This is a genomic window from Nocardia arthritidis (genome assembly GCF_011801145.1).
In the GTDB taxonomy this organism is placed as follows: domain Bacteria; phylum Actinomycetota; class Actinomycetes; order Mycobacteriales; family Mycobacteriaceae; genus Nocardia; species Nocardia arthritidis_A.
This window is the reverse complement of record NZ_CP046172.1, coordinates 1,729,736-1,745,619: the sequence shown is the minus strand read 5'-3', so window position 1 is coordinate 1,745,619 and position 15,884 is coordinate 1,729,736. Positions and strand designations below refer to the sequence as shown.

Here is a 15,884-nt window from a genome sequence, read left to right as displayed (position 1 = left end):
CACAGCACCCGGCCGACCCATCGCACTCGACAACGAGTCAGGATATTCGGCTATTCCCGGATACCGGCCGACCGGATCTATTCGCCCCCGAATTCACCGGCCGAACAACTCGGTGTAGGTCGGGATCCCCGCGACCGGGGCCGCGGTGCGGATGGCATCCACGATGGCGCGTTCCACACACACCGCGGCGGCGGTGCACACCGCGTCCAGCATCAGCAGATTGCCCGGAAAGGCCGGTGGCAGCGGCAGGTCGGCCGTTTCCTTTGTTCCGGTGGACACCGCGAACAGGGTGTCGCCGTCCAGCGGCGAATGGGCCGGGCGGGTCGCCCTGGCCAGACCGTCGTGTGCGGTGGTGGCAATGCGGCGGCAGCCCGCCGGATCGAGGGCGGCATCGGTGGCGACGACGCCGATGGTGGTGTTGAGGACCGTACCCTTCACCGGAAGCGCATTGGCGTGCGCGAGCTGTTCCGGTGTGGCCGAACGCAATCCGAAATAGTCCGGTCCGTCGGTGCCCGCGCCCCAAGGCAATCCGGTGCGCGGATCGAATACCGAGCCGACCGGATTGGCGACCACGAGCGCCGAAACGGTGACACCCGCCGCCGGACCCTCGGCGAGAACCACACTGGCGGAACCGATTCCACCCTTGATCGAACCCGCCCGCGCACCGACGCCCGCACCGGCCGAGCCGCGTTCGAATTCGGCGGCCGCCGCGTCGGCCGCCCGGTACCCGAATTCCGCGGTGGGCCGAATCCCCCACTCCCCCACCGGAAGATCGAAGATCACCGCACCGGGCACGATCGGCACCACCCGGCCCGGATCGGCCGGATCCATCGGAATGCCCTCGCCGTGCTCCTCGAGCCAGCGCATCACCCCGTCGGCCGCGGCCAGCCCGTAGGCGCTGCCGCCGGTGAGCAGGATCGCGTGTACCTGGCGCACGGTATTGCCCGGGTCGAGCAGATCGGTCTCCCTGGTGCCCGGTCCGCCGCCGCGCACGTCGACCGCGGCCGTCGCGCCGCCGGGGATGCGCACCACGGTGCATCCGGTCGCCGCGCCGGAACCGAGCGTCGCGTCCGGATCGAGCACATGATGGTGACCGACCAGGATGCCCTCCACATCGGTCAGCGAATTACGTTTTCCCGCTTGCACATTCACGATCCGGCCTCCTTGCCGTTATTCCAGACGAGACCTGTTCGCGCACAGATATTTCGGCGTGCCCTAGGGCGAAAGCGCTTGCAGCAGTGAGTCCTGCATCCAGGTGAGCCAGTGATAGACGTCCAGGTGCGGGGCGCGCGGATCGTCCGGATTCAGCTGATCCGGGGTCTCGGCATCGATGCCGAGTACGGTGCCGAGCGCGAGCCGGACGTCGGTGAGCGCGGTGAGCCAGGCATCGGCCTGCTCGGGGTGAGGATGATGCGCCCGCCGTCGGCGGGGACGGTGTCCAGGACCACCGAACCGGCGGCCAGCTTGGCGTCGATGATGTCCGGCTCGTGCAGCCCGCGCAGCGCGCTGTTCAGATCGGCGCGGTCGGCGTCGGGGGAACCGGGTTCGCTGCGGTGGAAGTCGGGCAGCAGGCGGCGCAGTCGCGGATCGTCGGGTGGGATGGTGTTGCCGGTGCGCAGCCCGGTGAGCGCGGCCAGATCGTCCTCGGGGGCCGAGCTCGCCCGCTCGGTCAGCAGCCCGGAGACGGCGCCGACCAGTGAACGCAGCACGCTGGCCTCACGCGCATCCATCTCGGATCGCAGCTTGAGACCGCTCAACGAGTTCTTCCGGCTCCACTTTCGCACGTCGCTACGGTAGTCGTCCCGGTCAGTCGTCCCGCTGCATGGTCGCCCAGAGTCCGGCGGCGTGTAGTCGCTGGACATCGTGCTCCATCTTGTCCCGCGAGCCAGACGAGACCACCGCCTTGCCCTCGTTGTGCACCTTGAGCATCAGCTCCGTCGCCTTGCTCTTGCTGTAACCGAACAGCTTTTGAAAAATGTAGGTGACGTAGTGCATGAGGTTGACGGGATCATCCCAAACCACGGTCACCCAGGGACGGTCCTCCGCCTCCAGGATCTCGGTGTACTCGACCGCTTCCGGGGTCGCCTGTGCCGCGGACAGCGTCGCGTTCGTGTTGCACAAGCCCATAACATCCAGGGTACGGGCCGACTCCGAATACACAACACCCCGGCCGGACATCAGCGCGCCATCGTGACCGTCATGCCGGCCATCGGCGTGCGCCGGAACGGCGGCAGCGCCGGTCCCAGTGAACCGGCCGCATACAGTGACTGCGTGGACATCCGCGATGGCAAAACCAGCATCGGCGACGAAGGCCCCGGCGACACCTACCACGTCGCCGCGGACGGTTTCAGCACCGCACTGCTCACCGACCAGTACGAGCTGACCATGCTCGCCGCGGCCATCGCCGACGGTTCGGCATGGCGGCGCTGCAGCTTCGAGGTGTTCGCGCGGCGGTTGCCACACGGCCGCCGCTACGGCGTCGTCGCGGGCACCGGCAGGCTGCTGGACGCGTTGGCGCACTACCGTTTCGGCGCGCCGGAACTCGCCGCCGCCGACTTCCTCGACGACCGCACGCTCGACTTCCTGCGCGACTACCGATTCACCGGCGATATCGACGGCTACCCCGAGGGTGAGCTGTATTTCCCCGGCTCCCCGATACTTTCGGTGCGCGGCAGCTTCGCCGAATGCGTCGTGCTGGAGACGCTGATCCTGTCGATCCTCAATCACGACAGCGCGATCGCCTCGGCCGCGGCCAGGATGGTCAGCGTGGCGGCCGGGCGGCGGATGATCGAGATGGGCTCCCGGCGCACCCACGAACTGGCCGCCCCGGCCAGCGCCCGCGCCGCGTACCTGGCCGGATTCGACGCGACCTCGAATCTGGAGGCCGCGCGCCGCTTCGGCGTGCCGAGCGCGGGCACCAGCGCGCACGCGTTCACACTCCTACACAGCGCGGCCGACGGCGCGCACGAGGCGGCGGCGTTCCGCAGCCAGATCGCGGCGCTCGGCATCGGCACCACGCTGCTGGTGGACACCTTCGACATCACCAGGGGCGTGGCCACCGCCATCGAGGTCGCCGGGCCCGAATTGGGCGGCGTGCGAATCGATTCCGGCGATCTCGGGGTACTGGCCCGACAGGTGCGCGAGCAACTCGACGGGCTCGGCGCCACCAAGACGAAGATAGTGGTGTCCGGCGATCTCGACGAATACTCCATCGCCGCGCTGCGCGCCGAACCGGTCGACGCGTACGGCGTGGGCACCTCGCTGGTCACCGGTTCCGGCGCGCCGACCGCGGGCATGGTCTACAAACTGGTCGAGGTCGACGGGCTGCCGGTGGCCAAGCGCAGCAGCCACAAGGAGTCGCGCGGCGGCACCAAGCGCGCGGTCCGGCTGGCCAGGAACACCGGAACCGTCGTCGAGGAGATCGTTTACCCGGCGGCCGGAAAGCCGCCCGCCACAAATGGTTTCGAATCCCGTGAGCTGTTGGTGCCGCTGGTGCGCGCCGGATCGATCGTCGAGAAGCCGGTGCTGGCGCGCAGCCGAGAACTGGTCGCGCGCGGATTGATCAGCCTGCCATGGGAGGGGCTGAAACTGTCCGACGGGGAGCCCGCGATTCCGACGACGTTCGTGAATTGAATCGCTATTTGTTGCGGCCCTTCGTATTTCGCCGCTGCACCAGCGAGAGGACCACGAAAACCACCAGCCCGAAAAGGGATCCGCGCACCACCGCGCCCGCCAGTTCCGCGCTTCCGTATGCCTCGGCCAGACCGATCCCGATCGCGGCGAACGCGACCAAACCGAGAAATGCCCAAATTATCCGCGCCATACCTGCCCTCCGACGGATCCTCGACAACACAGTGGATACGGGCGCGGGGGACTTCTCGTTCAAATCCGTTCTACGCTGCGGACAGTAGGAGGTGCCTCATGAACCGAGCACTGATCATCGTCGATGTCCAGAACGATTTCTGCGAGGGCGGATCGCTCGCGGTGACCGGCGGCGCGGCCGTCGCCACCGGGATCAGCGACCATCTCGCCGGCGGCGACTATGCCGCGATCGTCGCTACCCGCGACTATCACATCGATCCCGGCGCGCATTTCTCCGACCACCCGAACTATGTGGACTCTTGGCCGCCGCACTGCCGGGTCGGCACGCCGGGCGCCGATTTCCACCCGAATCTCGATACCGCGCCCATCGAGGAAATCTTCTCGAAAGGCGAATACTCCGCCGCCTATTCCGGTTTCGAGGGCGCGGCGCCCGACGGCACCGACCTCGCCGAATGGTTGCGCGCCAGGGATATCGATACCGTCGACGTGGTCGGCATCGCCACCGACCACTGTGTCCGGGCAACCGCGCTGGACGCGCGCACCGCCGGATTCCGCACCCGGGTATTGCTCGGCCTCACCGCGGGCGTCGCGCCCGCCACCATCGAATCGGCCCTCGGTGAACTGCGCGCCGCAGGCGTCGAACTGGAAGGCGCGGTCGGCACGCGACGCGCCCAGTGACACACCGGCCGTCTCATTCAGGCCAACGCGGCGGCTGATCTCCGTGTCGGTGCGAGCCAGTAGGCTGCTGCGCGTGCCCGAACTCCCGCCAGTACCCGAACTTTTGGCCGCCGCCGTCGAGGCGCTGGGCGGGAAGGAACGCACCGGTCAGCTGACGATGGCGGCCGCGGTGGATCACGCCATCGACACCAAGGAGCACCTGGCGGTGCAGGCGGGCACCGGGACCGGTAAGTCGCTGGCCTATCTGGTGCCGAGCCTGCGGTACGCGGTGCGCACCGGGCGCACGGTGGTGGTGTCCACCGCGACGATCGCACTGCAGCGCCAGCTGGTGGACCGGGATCTGCCGCGCCTGGCGGAGGCATTGCGCGGGCCGCTGGGCCGCACCGCGAAATTCGCGATCCTCAAGGGCCGCAACAACTATCTGTGCCTCAACAAGATCAACAGCGTCATTCCGGACGAACCGGCCGAGGCCGAGCTTTTCGACGCCTTCGCCATCTCCCGGCTCGGCCGCGAGGTGCAGCGGCTCAACGAGTTCGCCTCGAATACCGAAACCGGCGACCGCGACGACCTGGTACCCGGTGTGAGTGATCGAGCGTGGCGACAGGTCAGCGTGTCGTCCCGCGAATGCCTGGGCAAATCCCGCTGCCCGTTCGGCCAGGACTGCTACGCCGAACGCGCCCGCGCCGAATCGGCGCAGGCCGATGTGGTGGTGACCAACCACGCCCTGCTCGCCATCGACGCCATCAGCGGTATCCAGGTGTTGCCGGAACACGATGTGGTCGTCATCGATGAGGCGCACGAACTCGTCGACCGGGTCACCGGCGTGGCCACCGCCGAGCTCGCGCCCGCGGCGATCAGCGCGGCCGCCCGCCGCTGCGCCAAACTCGTCGACGAGCAAGAGGTGGACCGGTTGGAGGCCGCCGCGGAGGCCTGGCACGCCGCGCTCGACGAGCTGCCCGCCGCCCGCTGGGACACCCTTCCCGACGGCATCGCCCCCGTACTCGCGCTGGTCCGCGACGCGGCGTGGAATGCGCGCACCGCGCTCGCGCCGCCCGGCGGCACCACCGCGCAGGGCGATCCCGAGGCGGCCGCCCAGCGCAATCTCGCACTGGCCGCCATCGACGAGGTGCACGACGGCGCGGTGCGCGCGCTCACCGCCTTCGAGGAGCCCGATCCGGCCAAGCGCCACGACGTGATCTGGCTGTCCGCCGAGGAGATTCGCGGGGTCACCCGGCGCACGCTGCGGATGGCGCCGCTCGCGGTCGGCGGACTGTTGCGCAGCAGGCTTTTCGGCACCGCGACGGTCATCCTGACCTCGGCGACGCTGCAGATCGGCGGTTCCTTCGACGGACTCGCGATCACCTGGGGGCTGCCCGCGCAGTCGGCGAACAAGTCCGACGCGGCGCTCGCCAATGGCGCGCAGGCGCCCGCCGACGACGAGAAGGTGCGCTGGAGCGCGCTCGACGTCGGCTCCCCGTTCGATCACGCCAAATCCGGAATCCTTTACGTCGCAAAGCATTTGCCCGCACCCGGCCGGGACGGTCTGTCACCCGCCTACCTCGACGAGATCGAGCGGTTGATGCGCGCCGCGGGTGGTCGCACCCTCGGACTGTTCTCCTCGATGCGGGCGGCCAAGTCCGCGACGGAGGCGCTGCGCTCCCGGCTGGATACGCCCGTGCTCTGCCAGGGTGACGACGCGACCGGTCAGCTGGTCCGCCGGTTCGCCGACGATCCGGCGACCTCGCTGTTCGGCACCCTCTCGCTGTGGCAGGGCGTCGACGTGCCGGGTCCGTCGCTGAGTTTGGTGATCCTGGACCGGATTCCGTTCCCGCGCCCCGACGATCCGCTGCTGACGGCGCGGCAGCGCGCGGTGGAATCGCGTGGCGGCAACGGCTTCATGGCGGTGGCCGCCAATCATGCGGCGTTGCTACTGGCGCAGGGCACCGGGCGACTGCTGCGCAGCGTGGACGACCGCGGTGTCGTCGCGATACTCGATTCACGTTTGGCCACCGCCCGTTACGGCGGTTACCTGCGCGCTTCGCTGCCACCGTATTGGGAGACAGCGGATCCGGAGGTGGTGATCAAGGCGCTGCAGCGCCTCACCGCCACCGCACCGTAAACGTGAGCAAACCATACATAGGACGACCAGTTTGTGATACCACTCACAAGAACTGGATTTAGTTCCGATCAGAAGTAAGTTGGGTTGTGGTACTTCGGTGAACCCCCAATTCCCACGCCGAATGTATCGGTCGTCCCCGCGCCAAGCCCTGCACGCGGCGCGGGGACATACAAATCTCGTTGCCCCGCAACAAATTCCCTCTCATGCCCGGCCTTTCCATGAGACCGTGGCCAGATGACGCACCCCGATACCGAAACACTCGGCGAATTCATCATCAGCGCAAGATCATTGGCGGAATATCGAGCGATTTTCGGGCTCACCGCCAGCGAATTGCGTGGTCGTATCCTCGATTGTCCCGGTGGCGCAGCAGGTTTCACTGCCGAGGCGAGTGATCTCGGCGCGCAGGTCATCGCCGTCGATCCCATATACACCCGGTCCGTCGAGGACCTCAGAGCGACCGCACTGCGCGAGTGTGATCGCGCAACCCGTTGGGCGGCAAGGCATTCGCATCGACGCCGGTGGGACTGGTACGGCAGCCCGGCCGATCATCTGCGCATGCGCACCGCGTCGGCCCGCCGTTTCGGCGCCGATCTCACCGAACATCCGGAGCGCTACATCGGCGCCCGACTACCGTCACTACCCTTCCCCGACAAGAGTTTCGATCTCGTGCTCAGCTCACATCTGCTCTTCAGCTACGCCGACCGGCTCGACGCCGACTTCCATCTCGCCGCGCTGGTGGAGCTGGCCAGGGTCGCCGTCGGCGAGACCAGGATCTACCCACTGGTCGACCACACCGGCGCCAACCTGGATCCCCTGGTCGACAAGCTCCGAAAAGAACTGCACGACAAGGGGCTCCAGACCGAACTGCGGGACGTGGATTTCGAATTCCACCACGGCGCCAGCACCATCCTGGTGCTGCGCTGACGGACTAGGACGTGCCCTAGCCCTCCCCGCGCACCGCGATCGCGTCCACCTCGAACAGCATTCCCGGAAGGGCAAGCGCCGCAACGCCGCTCAGCGTCTGCGTCGGCGGGCGATCGCCCCAGAGTTCGGCGATCTTGCGGCCGAGCACGGCCAGCTTGTCCAGGTCGTGATCGACGATATGGCTGCGCAACTGGGCGACATCCGGGTAGTCGAGTCCGACGGACCGCAGCGCCACACCGAGATTCGCGAAGGCGCGATCCACCTGAACCGCGAAATCGTCACTGGTGGTGTGCCCCTCGGCGTCGGAGTCGTATTGCCCCGCGATGAAAACCAACTCGCCGCGCACCCGCGCGACATGGCTGTAGCCGAAGCCGGTCGGGTCGTGCAGTTCCGCCGGGTTGCTGATCTCGATGGTCACATCACTCCTCGGTTGTAGTTGTTCATGACAACACGAGGAAGACGACGCGGCGTCCCGGACTGTGACACGGCGCGGTGATCCAGGATCACCGCGCCGCGGGTCTCAGGATTTGACCAGCAGGGTGAGCGCCGCGGTGACCACCGCGAGCACGAGGGCCCCGGCTCCCCAGATGAATCCCTGCCGGTGCCAAGGGCGTCCATGGTCGAGCGAGAACTTGCCCGGGCCGGTGAAGGCCAATGCCAGTGCGGCGAGGGCGAACAACAGCGGCTCTTCCCATCCGCCCTTACCGAGCAGGCCGGGACCCCAGGTCACGTTGATCGCATTGATCATGGTGCCGATCACGATGGCGGCCGCGAGCGGGGTCACCAGGCCGAGAAGCAGCAACAACCCACCGGTGAACTCACACAGTCCGGCGAGGGTGCCGAAGAATTTGCCGGGCTTGTAACCCATCCCGTCGAAGACGCTGGCCGTGGTCTGCCAGCCCATGCCGTTGAACCAGCCGAACAGCTTCTGTGCCCCATGAGCCGCGAGCACACCGCCGAAGCCGACTCGAAGCACCAGTAGGCCGATGTCGGTCGATACCTTGTCCAGCTCGCTTGCCGCGCCGGTGGCGCGCTGAATTGTGTTGGTAGACATGCTCGTCCTTCATCCGTGCCTGCGATTTGTATTCGTGCGCATACCCCGGCGCAGCGCGCTCTGTATCTCCGCCGAGAACCTACTTCGCCAATGAAGCGGACCGCGGTCCGAATCATTGCACGGACCGCGGCAACTGTCCAACAACTGGGGATTATGCCCCGATCGGCCCGAAATGACGCCCGTTCACTCCGCCAGGAAGAAGAAATAACCGAGAAATACGACCATCAGCGCCCACATCGCGGGATGCACCTCTTTGATCCGGCCGCGCGCCACCATCACCACCGGATAGAACACCATTCCCATGGCGAGGCCGTACGCGATCGAATAGGTGAGCGGCGTAACCACCACGGTGATGAATGCGGGCACCGAATATTCGAGCCGATTCCAGTCGATTTCCCCGAGCGCCCGCGCCATCAGCACGCCGACCACGATCAGCGCGGGCGCGGTCACCTCGCCGGAGCCCGCGATCACCGAGAAAATCGGGAAACAGAACATCGCGATCAGGAACCAGCCCGCGGTGGTCACCGCCGTCAGCCCGGTGCGCCCGCCCGCCGAGACACCCGCCGTCGACTCGACATACGCGGTGGTGGTGGAGGTTCCGATCACCGCACCCGCCATGGTGCCGACCGAATCGGCGGCCAGCGCGCTCGACGCGCGCGGCAACTGACCGTTCTTGTCCAGCAGCCCGGCCTGATTGGCGACGCCGATCAGGGTGCCCGACGCATCGAAGAAATCGACGAACAGCATGGTCAGCACGACGACGACCATCTGACCGGTGAATGCGTCCGGCAGGTGGATGATGGCCTGGCCGAAGGTCTGATCCAAACCCTTCGGCATCGCGACGACACCGTCCGGCAGCTTGACCAGCCCGGTGATCATGCCGAGCAGCGCGGTGAGCACGATGCCGTACAGCACCGCGCCGTGCCAGCGCAGCACCAGGAAGACCACCGTGATGAGCAGGCCGAACAGCGCGAGCAGCGTGGTGCCCTTGGTGAAATCACCGTGCGTGACGAAGGTGGCCTTGCTCGCGACGACGATGCCCGCGTTCTTGAGGCCGAGAAATGCGACGAACATGCCGATGCCGGCGCCGACCGCCAGCTTCATCTGCATCGGGATGGCGTTGAGTATGCGTTCGCGGACCTTCGTCACCGCCAGGACCAGGAAGATGAGCCCGGATAGGAACGTGCCCGATAGCGCGGTCTGCCAGGGAATCCCCATCTGCTGAACCACCGTGAACGCGAAGAAGGCGTTCAGACCCATACCCGGTGCCAGCGCGATCGGATACCTGGCCCAGATGCCCATCACCAGCGTGCCGAACACCGCGGCGACGGCGGTCGCGGTGAATACCGCCTGCATCGGAATTCCCTTGTCGCCCAACGCGCCTTGGTCACCGAGGATCGCCGGGTTCACGGCGAGCACATAGGACATGGCCAGGAACGTCACCGTCCCGGCCATCAGCTCGCGCCGCACGGTCGAGCCGGTCTGACTGACGCCGAAATACGCGTCCAGGCGACCCCGGGTTCGGGTCAGCACATCGGAGGCCATGGGTTCTCCAGGGGATCAGAAAAATGGGTGCTCAGGCACGTTAGCCGACGATTCACCGAATCCCAGAACCGGCGCATGCACCGACCGGACAGTTCGTGACCAGTGTCACGGTAGCCATCCCAGACAGGCTCATCTAGCTTCGAAACGACGCCGTTGCATTGCGCACTCCAGCGGCCGCGCACCAACCGAATCCGATGAGGGGAAGTCAAGGTGCCCAATACTTTTCGCGATCCAGGCATCGAGGCGGGCGAGCTGTCCCAGTACGTGGCGACCGTCGGCTCCGACCCGACCGAGTACCGCGCCTCGTCGCTGATCGAGCACGACGACGCCGATACCTACCGCAGCGTGCTCACCGTCGACCTGCCCGACGAGTTCACGATGACCGTCACCCAGACCTTCGACCGCACCGGCGGCAACCTCTCCGCGATCACGTACCGGGCCGAGAGCAGGCATCGCGACGTGGTGGTCAGCCGCGAGGAGGGCAACTTCTCCGGCACCTCGCACCTCCAGTTCGGCGGCAAGGTCCAGCCCTTCCCCACACCGCTGACGCCGCTGCTCGGCGGCATGACCACCTTCCGCGGTCTCGATTTCCGCAAGGGCGCGAAGGCCACCGTCAACCTCTGGCTCGGCTACTCCATCCACTGGCCCGTCGAGGTCAGGGTGGAAAAACGCACCACCGTCGAGGTGCCCGCGGGCCGCTTCGACGCCTGGCAGGTGCGCGCCAAGCCGAGCTTCGCGCATATCAGCGGTCTGCTGGACAAGGTCGTGCACGGTCTACTGCCCGCCTTCACACTGCATTTCGACGCCGCAAGCCCACATCGCCTGCTGCGCTTCAGCTTTCCGACCGGGCCGCTCCCATGGGATCCCAAGGGATTGGTCCGGCTCAGCGCGAAGTGAGCGGCTGACGCGAAACCGGTTGCGATCCAGCCGTTCCCGGAGCTCAGTGCGTAGGGATTACGCGCTCGGTGCGGCGATCAGTCCGAGTTCGGCGTCGGAGGCGAGCAGTTCGTTGTGCGGGAGCACCCGGACCGTGTAGCCGACGGCGCCGGACAGCGGAACCGGCGTCTGCACCGTGAAAAGCTCTGTGCCGGAATCGGTTCCGGTATGCGTCATCGGGATGGTCGTCACCTCGGAGAGCTCGTCGGACGGTGAGACCCGGCCGAACACCGCGTGCACCGCGACATCCTCGGTGCGCAGACCACCCAGATCGATGCGGGCCTGCAGCGACATCGGCGCGCCGATGATCGGCGTATCGGGCAGACCCGAGCTGTCGACCTGAATGACCTTCACCGCGGGCCAAGCGGATTCGACGCGACGCCGGTACTCGGCCGCGGCCCGCGCCGCGGCGAACTCGTCGGCGGTGACACGCTGGAACGCGGCCGCGGCCCGCGCGTAGTACTCGACGGCGTAATCGCGAACCATCCTGGACGCCAAAACCTTCGGCCCCAGCGTCTCCAACGTGTGGCGCACCATCTCCACCCAGCGCACCGGCATCCCCGACCCGTCGCGGTCGTAGAAACGCGGTGCGACGGTGCGTTCGAACAGGTCGTAGAGCGCCGCCGCCTCGAGATCGTCGCGGCGGTGCTCATCGGCGACGCCGTCGGCGGTCGGTATGGCCCAACCGTTTTCGCCGTCGTACATCTCGTCCCACCAACCATCCCGGATGGAGAGGTTGAGGCCGCCGTTGAGCGCCGACTTCATGCCCGACGTACCACACGCCTCGAGCGGGCGCAGCGGATTGTTCAGCCACACATCGCAACCCCAGTACAGGAAGCGGGCCATCGACATGTCGTAGTCGGGCAGGAAGACGATGCGGTGCCGCACCTCGGGATCGTCGGCGAACCGAACCACCTGCTGTATCAGCGCCTTTCCGCCGTCATCGGCGGGATGGCTCTTACCCGCCACCACCAACTGCACAGGGCGCTCCGGATCGAGCAGCAGGGCACGCAACCGCTGCGGATCGCGCAGCATCAGCGTCAACCGCTTGTAGGTCGGCACCCGGCGCGCGAAGCCGACCGTCAACACCTCGGGATCGAAAACGCTGTCCACCCAACCCAATTCGGCCTCGGCGGCGCCGCGCTGCAACCATGACCGGCGCAGCCGGCGGCGCACCTCGGCAACCAGGGTGGCGCGCAGCGAATTCCGGGTCGACCACAGTTCGCCGAGGTCGACGTCGTGCAGCCGCTCCCAGCCGCGCGCCTCCTCGACCAGCTCCGAACCGATGTGTTCACGCGCCTTGTCGATCCATTCGCGTGCGGCCCAGGTCGGGGCGTGCACACCGTTGGTCACCGAACCGATCGGCACCTCGGCGGCGTCGAAACCCGGCCACAGCCCGTTGAACATGGCGCGGCTCACCTCGCCGTGCAGTTCGGAAACGCCGTTGGCGCGCTGGGCAAGTCGCAGACCCATATGCGCCATGTTGAACACCGAAGGATCGGCCTCGCGCCCCAGCGCGACGATCCGGTCCACGGAAAGCCCTGGCAGCAAGGCGGATTCGGTTTCACCGTGCGCGCCACCGAAATAGCGCCGCACCATCGGCATCGGGAAGCGGTCGATGCCCGCGGGCACCGGGGTATGCGTCGTGAACACCGTTCCGGCCCGCACCGCCGCCAGTGCCGTATCGAAATCCAGTCCGCCCGCGACGAATTCGCGGATCCGCTCGACACCGAGGAAGCCTGCGTGACCCTCGTTCATATGGAATACATCGGGATCGGGCAGGCCCGCGGCGCGGGTGTACGCGCGCACCGCGCGCACACCGCCGATACCGGCCAGGATCTCCTGGCGGATCCGATGCTCCTGATCGCCGCCGTACAGGCGATCGGTCACCAGTCGCAGTTCCGGATCGTTCTCGGCGATATCGGAATCCAAGAGCAGCAACGGAACTCGCCCGACCTGCGCGATCCACACCCGAGCCCGCAGCACCCGGTGGTCGGGCATGGCGACGTGGATGAGCACCGGCGAACCCTCGCCGGTGAGCAGCCGCAGCGGCAGGCCCTGCGGGTCGAGCGCCGGGTAGTGCTCGGTCTGCCATCCGTCCGCCGACAGCGACTGACGGAAATATCCTGAGCGGTAAAGCAATCCGACACCGATCAACGGAAGACCCAGATCGGACGCCGATTTCAGATGATCGCCCGCCAGGATCCCGAGGCCGCCGGAGTAGTTCGGCAGCACCTCGGTGACACCGAATTCCATGGAGAAATAGGCGATTCCGCGCACCTGACCGTCGAACTGCCGCTGGAACCAGCGCGGCCGGGTCAGATAATCGCGCAGTCCATCGGCCGCGTCGTCGACCCGCCGGACGTAATCCGGGTCCGCCGCCAGCTCATCCAATCGCGCGGCAGGCACCTCCCCCAGCATCCGCACCGGATCGTGCCCCAACTCCGCCCACCGCTCCCGATCGAGCTCGGCGAACAGATCCTGCGTGGGCCAATGCCACGACCACCGCAGATTAGTTGACAACTCGCCCAACGCCGCCAGACGCTCAGGAAGATGGGCACGGACGGTGAAACGCCTTAATGCCTTCACCGTGCGAACCTTACACGGGGCGGGGTCAGCTCCTCTGATCGAGCTTGACAGGTCCGGACATCCCGACCTAACGAGACATTTCCTCGCCCTGAACACTTATCCGGTGCGGCCGACGTGCCAACCGGAATCCGGCCTGCATGGACAATTTCCGCAGTGAATGCGGCATTTCGCTGCCGCGAACGCCGATATTGTCCGTTCAGGCCGGGCGCGCGCTCACAATGCGGCGTCGATCGCGCCCGCCGCGCGGCCGACGCGGCGGGCACCGCGGGTGGACTACGATTTCGATCGAACAAACCACGCGGGAGCTCGGGCACGGCCGGGCTGAGAGGGCGGACCCGACCGCTTCGCCGACCGCATGAACCTGACCGGGTAATGCCGGCGTAGGGAGTATGGGCGATGTCCGTATCGAGTGTGCGTGCGAACGAGCGGCGCGAGGCACCGCTGACCCTCGACGAGCCGACGCCGAAGGTGCTCTCCTTCTGGGATCAGAGCGCGTTCTGGGCGAACCTCGGGGTCAGCCTGCTCGCCTTCTCCGGCGCGTACACGGTGCTCGCACCCGATAAGGACGGCAAGGCCCAAATCTCCATCGCGGCAGGCATTCTCGCGATGATCGTGGGAACGGTGCTCGGCGGGCTGATGCTCGGCCTCGCCGCCGTGCCCGGCGCGAAAACCGGACGGCCCGCGATGGTGCTGCTACGCGGACTGTTCGGCGCGAAGCTCAGCTATGTGCCGACCCTGCTGAATATCGCGCAGTTGATCGGCTGGGGCACATTCGAATTGATCGTCATCGGAAATGCCGCGAAGGAACTGTTCGGTGGCGGCCCGCACTGGCTGTACGTGGTGGCCGCGGGAGTGCTCACCACGATCCTGACCATCTGGCCGCTCGGCTCGGTCCGGATGCTGCGGCGATTCGTGACCGTCGGCGTCGTGCTGGCGCTGATCTGGTTCTACATCCAGTTCATCCGCGCTGGCCTGCCCGATCTGACCGACAATCCGGGCCCGAAGGGCAACGGACCGTTCGGGGTGGACTGGAATCTGTTCTGGGTCGCGACCGATGCCGCACTGGCGGTATCGATCTCGTGGGTGCCCGCGGCCGCCGACTACACCCGGCACTCACGCGGCACCGGGGCCGCGTTCGGCGCGGCGAGCGGTGCGTACGCGATCACCCAGATCGTCGCCTACACCCTCGGACTCTTCGCGCTCGCGCTGGCGACCGGCAACGGCGGCGCATACCAGCCGTTCCTCGACGTCACCCTCGGCGCGCTGTTCTTCTTCGTCTTCGTATTCCGCGAGGCCGATCAGTCGTTCGCGAACGTCTACTCGACGGCGGTCTCCATCCAGAATCTGCTGCCCAGGGTCGACCGGCGCATCCTCTCGATCGGCCTCGGCGTGCTGATCACACTGCTCGCGCTGCGCCTGAACATGGAGAACTACTTCGGCTTCCTCGGCCTGATCGGTTCGGTGTTCGTCCCACTGCTCGGTGTACTGGTCGCCGACTTCTTCCTGCGCGCCAAGGGCGCCTGGAACACCGCCGCCGACGCGCCGTCCCGCTGGGGCATGATCCTCGCCTGGCTCGTGGGCTTCGCGGTCTACCAGTTGATCAACCCGGGCGACGCCGGTGTGTGGACCAGATTCTGGATCCACGTCCAGGACCTGCTCCACTTCGCCAAACAGCCTTGGATGAGCGCATCCCTGCTGTCCTTCCTCGCCGCCATGCTGGCCGCCTGGGTGATCGGGCGAGTGAGCAGCTACAGCTCAACCTGGAAGTGATGCGCCGAAATCCGCAGGTGGTGGCGCATATACAGCCGATGCGCCGCCGCACGGTCGGCACCGACGCCCGAATCCAGGTGCAGCCCTTCGCATCCGAGACGCCGCGCCTCGTCCTCGACCCAACGCAGCAGCATGTCCGCGTATCCGCGACCGCGGGCCTCGGGCAGCGTGGACAGATCGTCGACGTACACGGTATGCCCCCAAGCCGTTGCCCAGTTCTCGCGGAACCCGACTGCGGCGACCGCCGCGTCGCCCACCCCGTCGAACGCGCCCACCAGCCGATATCCGGCCGGACGCAGCCGCGTATCGATCAGGTCCACCAGCGCGTCGACGGTGTCCCAGCGCGGCCGCAGCTCCAGCATGGCCTGCGCGGCGAGTTTGGTCTGCCCCTCGGGTAGTTCGCGAATTTCGGTCACCCCGGCGACGGTAATGCCGCCGTCCGCGATG

Annotated in this window: 14 protein-coding genes, 1 pseudogene and 1 riboswitch; of the genes and pseudogenes, 6 read left to right on the top strand and 9 right to left on the bottom strand. The window is 67.0% G+C overall.

What is annotated here, in order from left to right; genetic code table 11:
* Nucleotides 1-93: 93 nt before the first annotated feature.
* From F5544_RS07775 to clpS, 3 genes and pseudogenes are all read right to left on the bottom strand, one after another.
* Nucleotides 94-1,152: a P1 family peptidase gene (locus F5544_RS07775; protein WP_167472548.1), complete on the bottom strand. Its 1,059-nt coding sequence runs from the start codon at nucleotides 1,150-1,152 to the stop codon at nucleotides 94-96.
* Between the two features lie 63 nt (nucleotides 1,153-1,215).
* Nucleotides 1,216-1,784, bottom strand: a pseudogene (locus tag F5544_RS07770) (DUF2017 domain-containing protein).
* Between the two features lie 22 nt (nucleotides 1,785-1,806).
* On the bottom strand, nucleotides 1,807-2,127 hold the full coding sequence (gene clpS / locus F5544_RS07765) for an ATP-dependent Clp protease adapter ClpS (protein WP_167472547.1): 321 nt from the start codon (nucleotides 2,125-2,127) through the stop codon (nucleotides 1,807-1,809).
* Nucleotides 2,128-2,271: 144 nt separating this feature from the next.
* Between clpS and F5544_RS07760 the strand changes: the two genes are divergently transcribed.
* Complete coding sequence (locus F5544_RS07760; protein WP_275107018.1) at nucleotides 2,272-3,633, top strand: nicotinate phosphoribosyltransferase; 1,362 nt, start codon at nucleotides 2,272-2,274, stop codon at nucleotides 3,631-3,633.
* 4 nt (nucleotides 3,634-3,637) lie between these two features.
* On the opposite strand, the gene F5544_RS07755 is transcribed toward F5544_RS07760, so the two are convergent.
* Complete coding sequence (locus F5544_RS07755; protein WP_167472546.1) at nucleotides 3,638-3,823, bottom strand: hypothetical protein; 186 nt, start codon at nucleotides 3,821-3,823, stop codon at nucleotides 3,638-3,640.
* 98 nt (nucleotides 3,824-3,921) lie between these two features.
* Here F5544_RS07755 and F5544_RS07750 point away from each other — a divergent pair, with 98 nt between their 5' ends.
* The 3 genes from F5544_RS07750 to F5544_RS07740 all read left to right on the top strand — a co-directional run bounded on the left by F5544_RS07750 (nucleotide 3,922) and on the right by F5544_RS07740 (nucleotide 7,543).
* Nucleotides 3,922-4,500 (top strand): nicotinamidase, encoded by a 579-nt coding sequence (locus F5544_RS07750; RefSeq protein WP_167472545.1) that lies wholly within the window; start codon nucleotides 3,922-3,924, stop codon nucleotides 4,498-4,500.
* Between the two features lie 73 nt (nucleotides 4,501-4,573).
* Nucleotides 4,574-6,619: an ATP-dependent DNA helicase gene (locus F5544_RS07745; protein ID WP_174867295.1), complete on the top strand. Its 2,046-nt coding sequence runs from the start codon at nucleotides 4,574-4,576 to the stop codon at nucleotides 6,617-6,619.
* Nucleotides 6,620-6,853: 234 nt separating this feature from the next.
* On the top strand, nucleotides 6,854-7,543 hold the full coding sequence (locus F5544_RS07740) for a methyltransferase domain-containing protein (protein WP_238847141.1): 690 nt from the start codon (nucleotides 6,854-6,856) through the stop codon (nucleotides 7,541-7,543).
* Between the two features lie 16 nt (nucleotides 7,544-7,559).
* Here F5544_RS07740 and F5544_RS07735 read toward each other — a convergent pair whose 3' ends face one another.
* From F5544_RS07735 to F5544_RS07725, 3 genes are all read right to left on the bottom strand, one after another.
* Nucleotides 7,560-7,961 (bottom strand): RidA family protein, encoded by a 402-nt coding sequence (locus F5544_RS07735; RefSeq protein WP_167472544.1) that lies wholly within the window; start codon nucleotides 7,959-7,961, stop codon nucleotides 7,560-7,562.
* Nucleotides 7,962-8,063: 102 nt separating this feature from the next.
* Nucleotides 8,064-8,597, bottom strand: coding sequence for a DoxX family protein (locus tag F5544_RS07730; protein ID WP_167472543.1), 534 nt, complete (start codon nucleotides 8,595-8,597; stop codon nucleotides 8,064-8,066).
* Between the two features lie 183 nt (nucleotides 8,598-8,780).
* On the bottom strand, nucleotides 8,781-10,142 hold the full coding sequence (locus tag F5544_RS07725) for an NCS2 family permease (protein WP_167472542.1): 1,362 nt from the start codon (nucleotides 10,140-10,142) through the stop codon (nucleotides 8,781-8,783).
* Nucleotides 10,143-10,352: 210 nt separating this feature from the next.
* On the opposite strand from F5544_RS07725, the gene F5544_RS07720 reads away from it, so the two are divergent.
* Entirely contained in the window at nucleotides 10,353-11,039 is a 687-nt protein-coding gene (locus F5544_RS07720) for a hypothetical protein (RefSeq protein ID WP_167472541.1), read from the top strand.
* A 57-nt stretch (nucleotides 11,040-11,096) separates the two neighbouring features.
* On the opposite strand, the gene glgP is transcribed toward F5544_RS07720, so the two are convergent.
* Complete coding sequence (gene glgP, locus F5544_RS07715; RefSeq protein WP_167472540.1) at nucleotides 11,097-13,667, bottom strand: alpha-glucan family phosphorylase; 2,571 nt, start codon at nucleotides 13,665-13,667, stop codon at nucleotides 11,097-11,099.
* A 288-nt stretch (nucleotides 13,668-13,955) separates the two neighbouring features.
* Nucleotides 13,956-14,073, top strand: a riboswitch (TPP riboswitch).
* Between glgP and F5544_RS07710 the strand changes: the two genes are divergently transcribed.
* Nucleotides 14,064-15,437, top strand: a complete 1,374-nt coding sequence (locus F5544_RS07710) for a purine-cytosine permease family protein (RefSeq protein WP_167472539.1) — start codon at nucleotides 14,064-14,066, stop codon at nucleotides 15,435-15,437. It overlaps the preceding riboswitch by 10 nt.
* Here F5544_RS07710 and F5544_RS07705 read toward each other — a convergent pair.
* Nucleotides 15,416-15,853 (bottom strand): GNAT family N-acetyltransferase, encoded by a 438-nt coding sequence (locus F5544_RS07705; RefSeq protein ID WP_238847140.1) that lies wholly within the window; start codon nucleotides 15,851-15,853, stop codon nucleotides 15,416-15,418. The two genes, F5544_RS07710 and F5544_RS07705, sit on opposite strands and share 22 nt — an antisense overlap.
* Nucleotides 15,854-15,884: the final 31 nt, after the last annotated feature.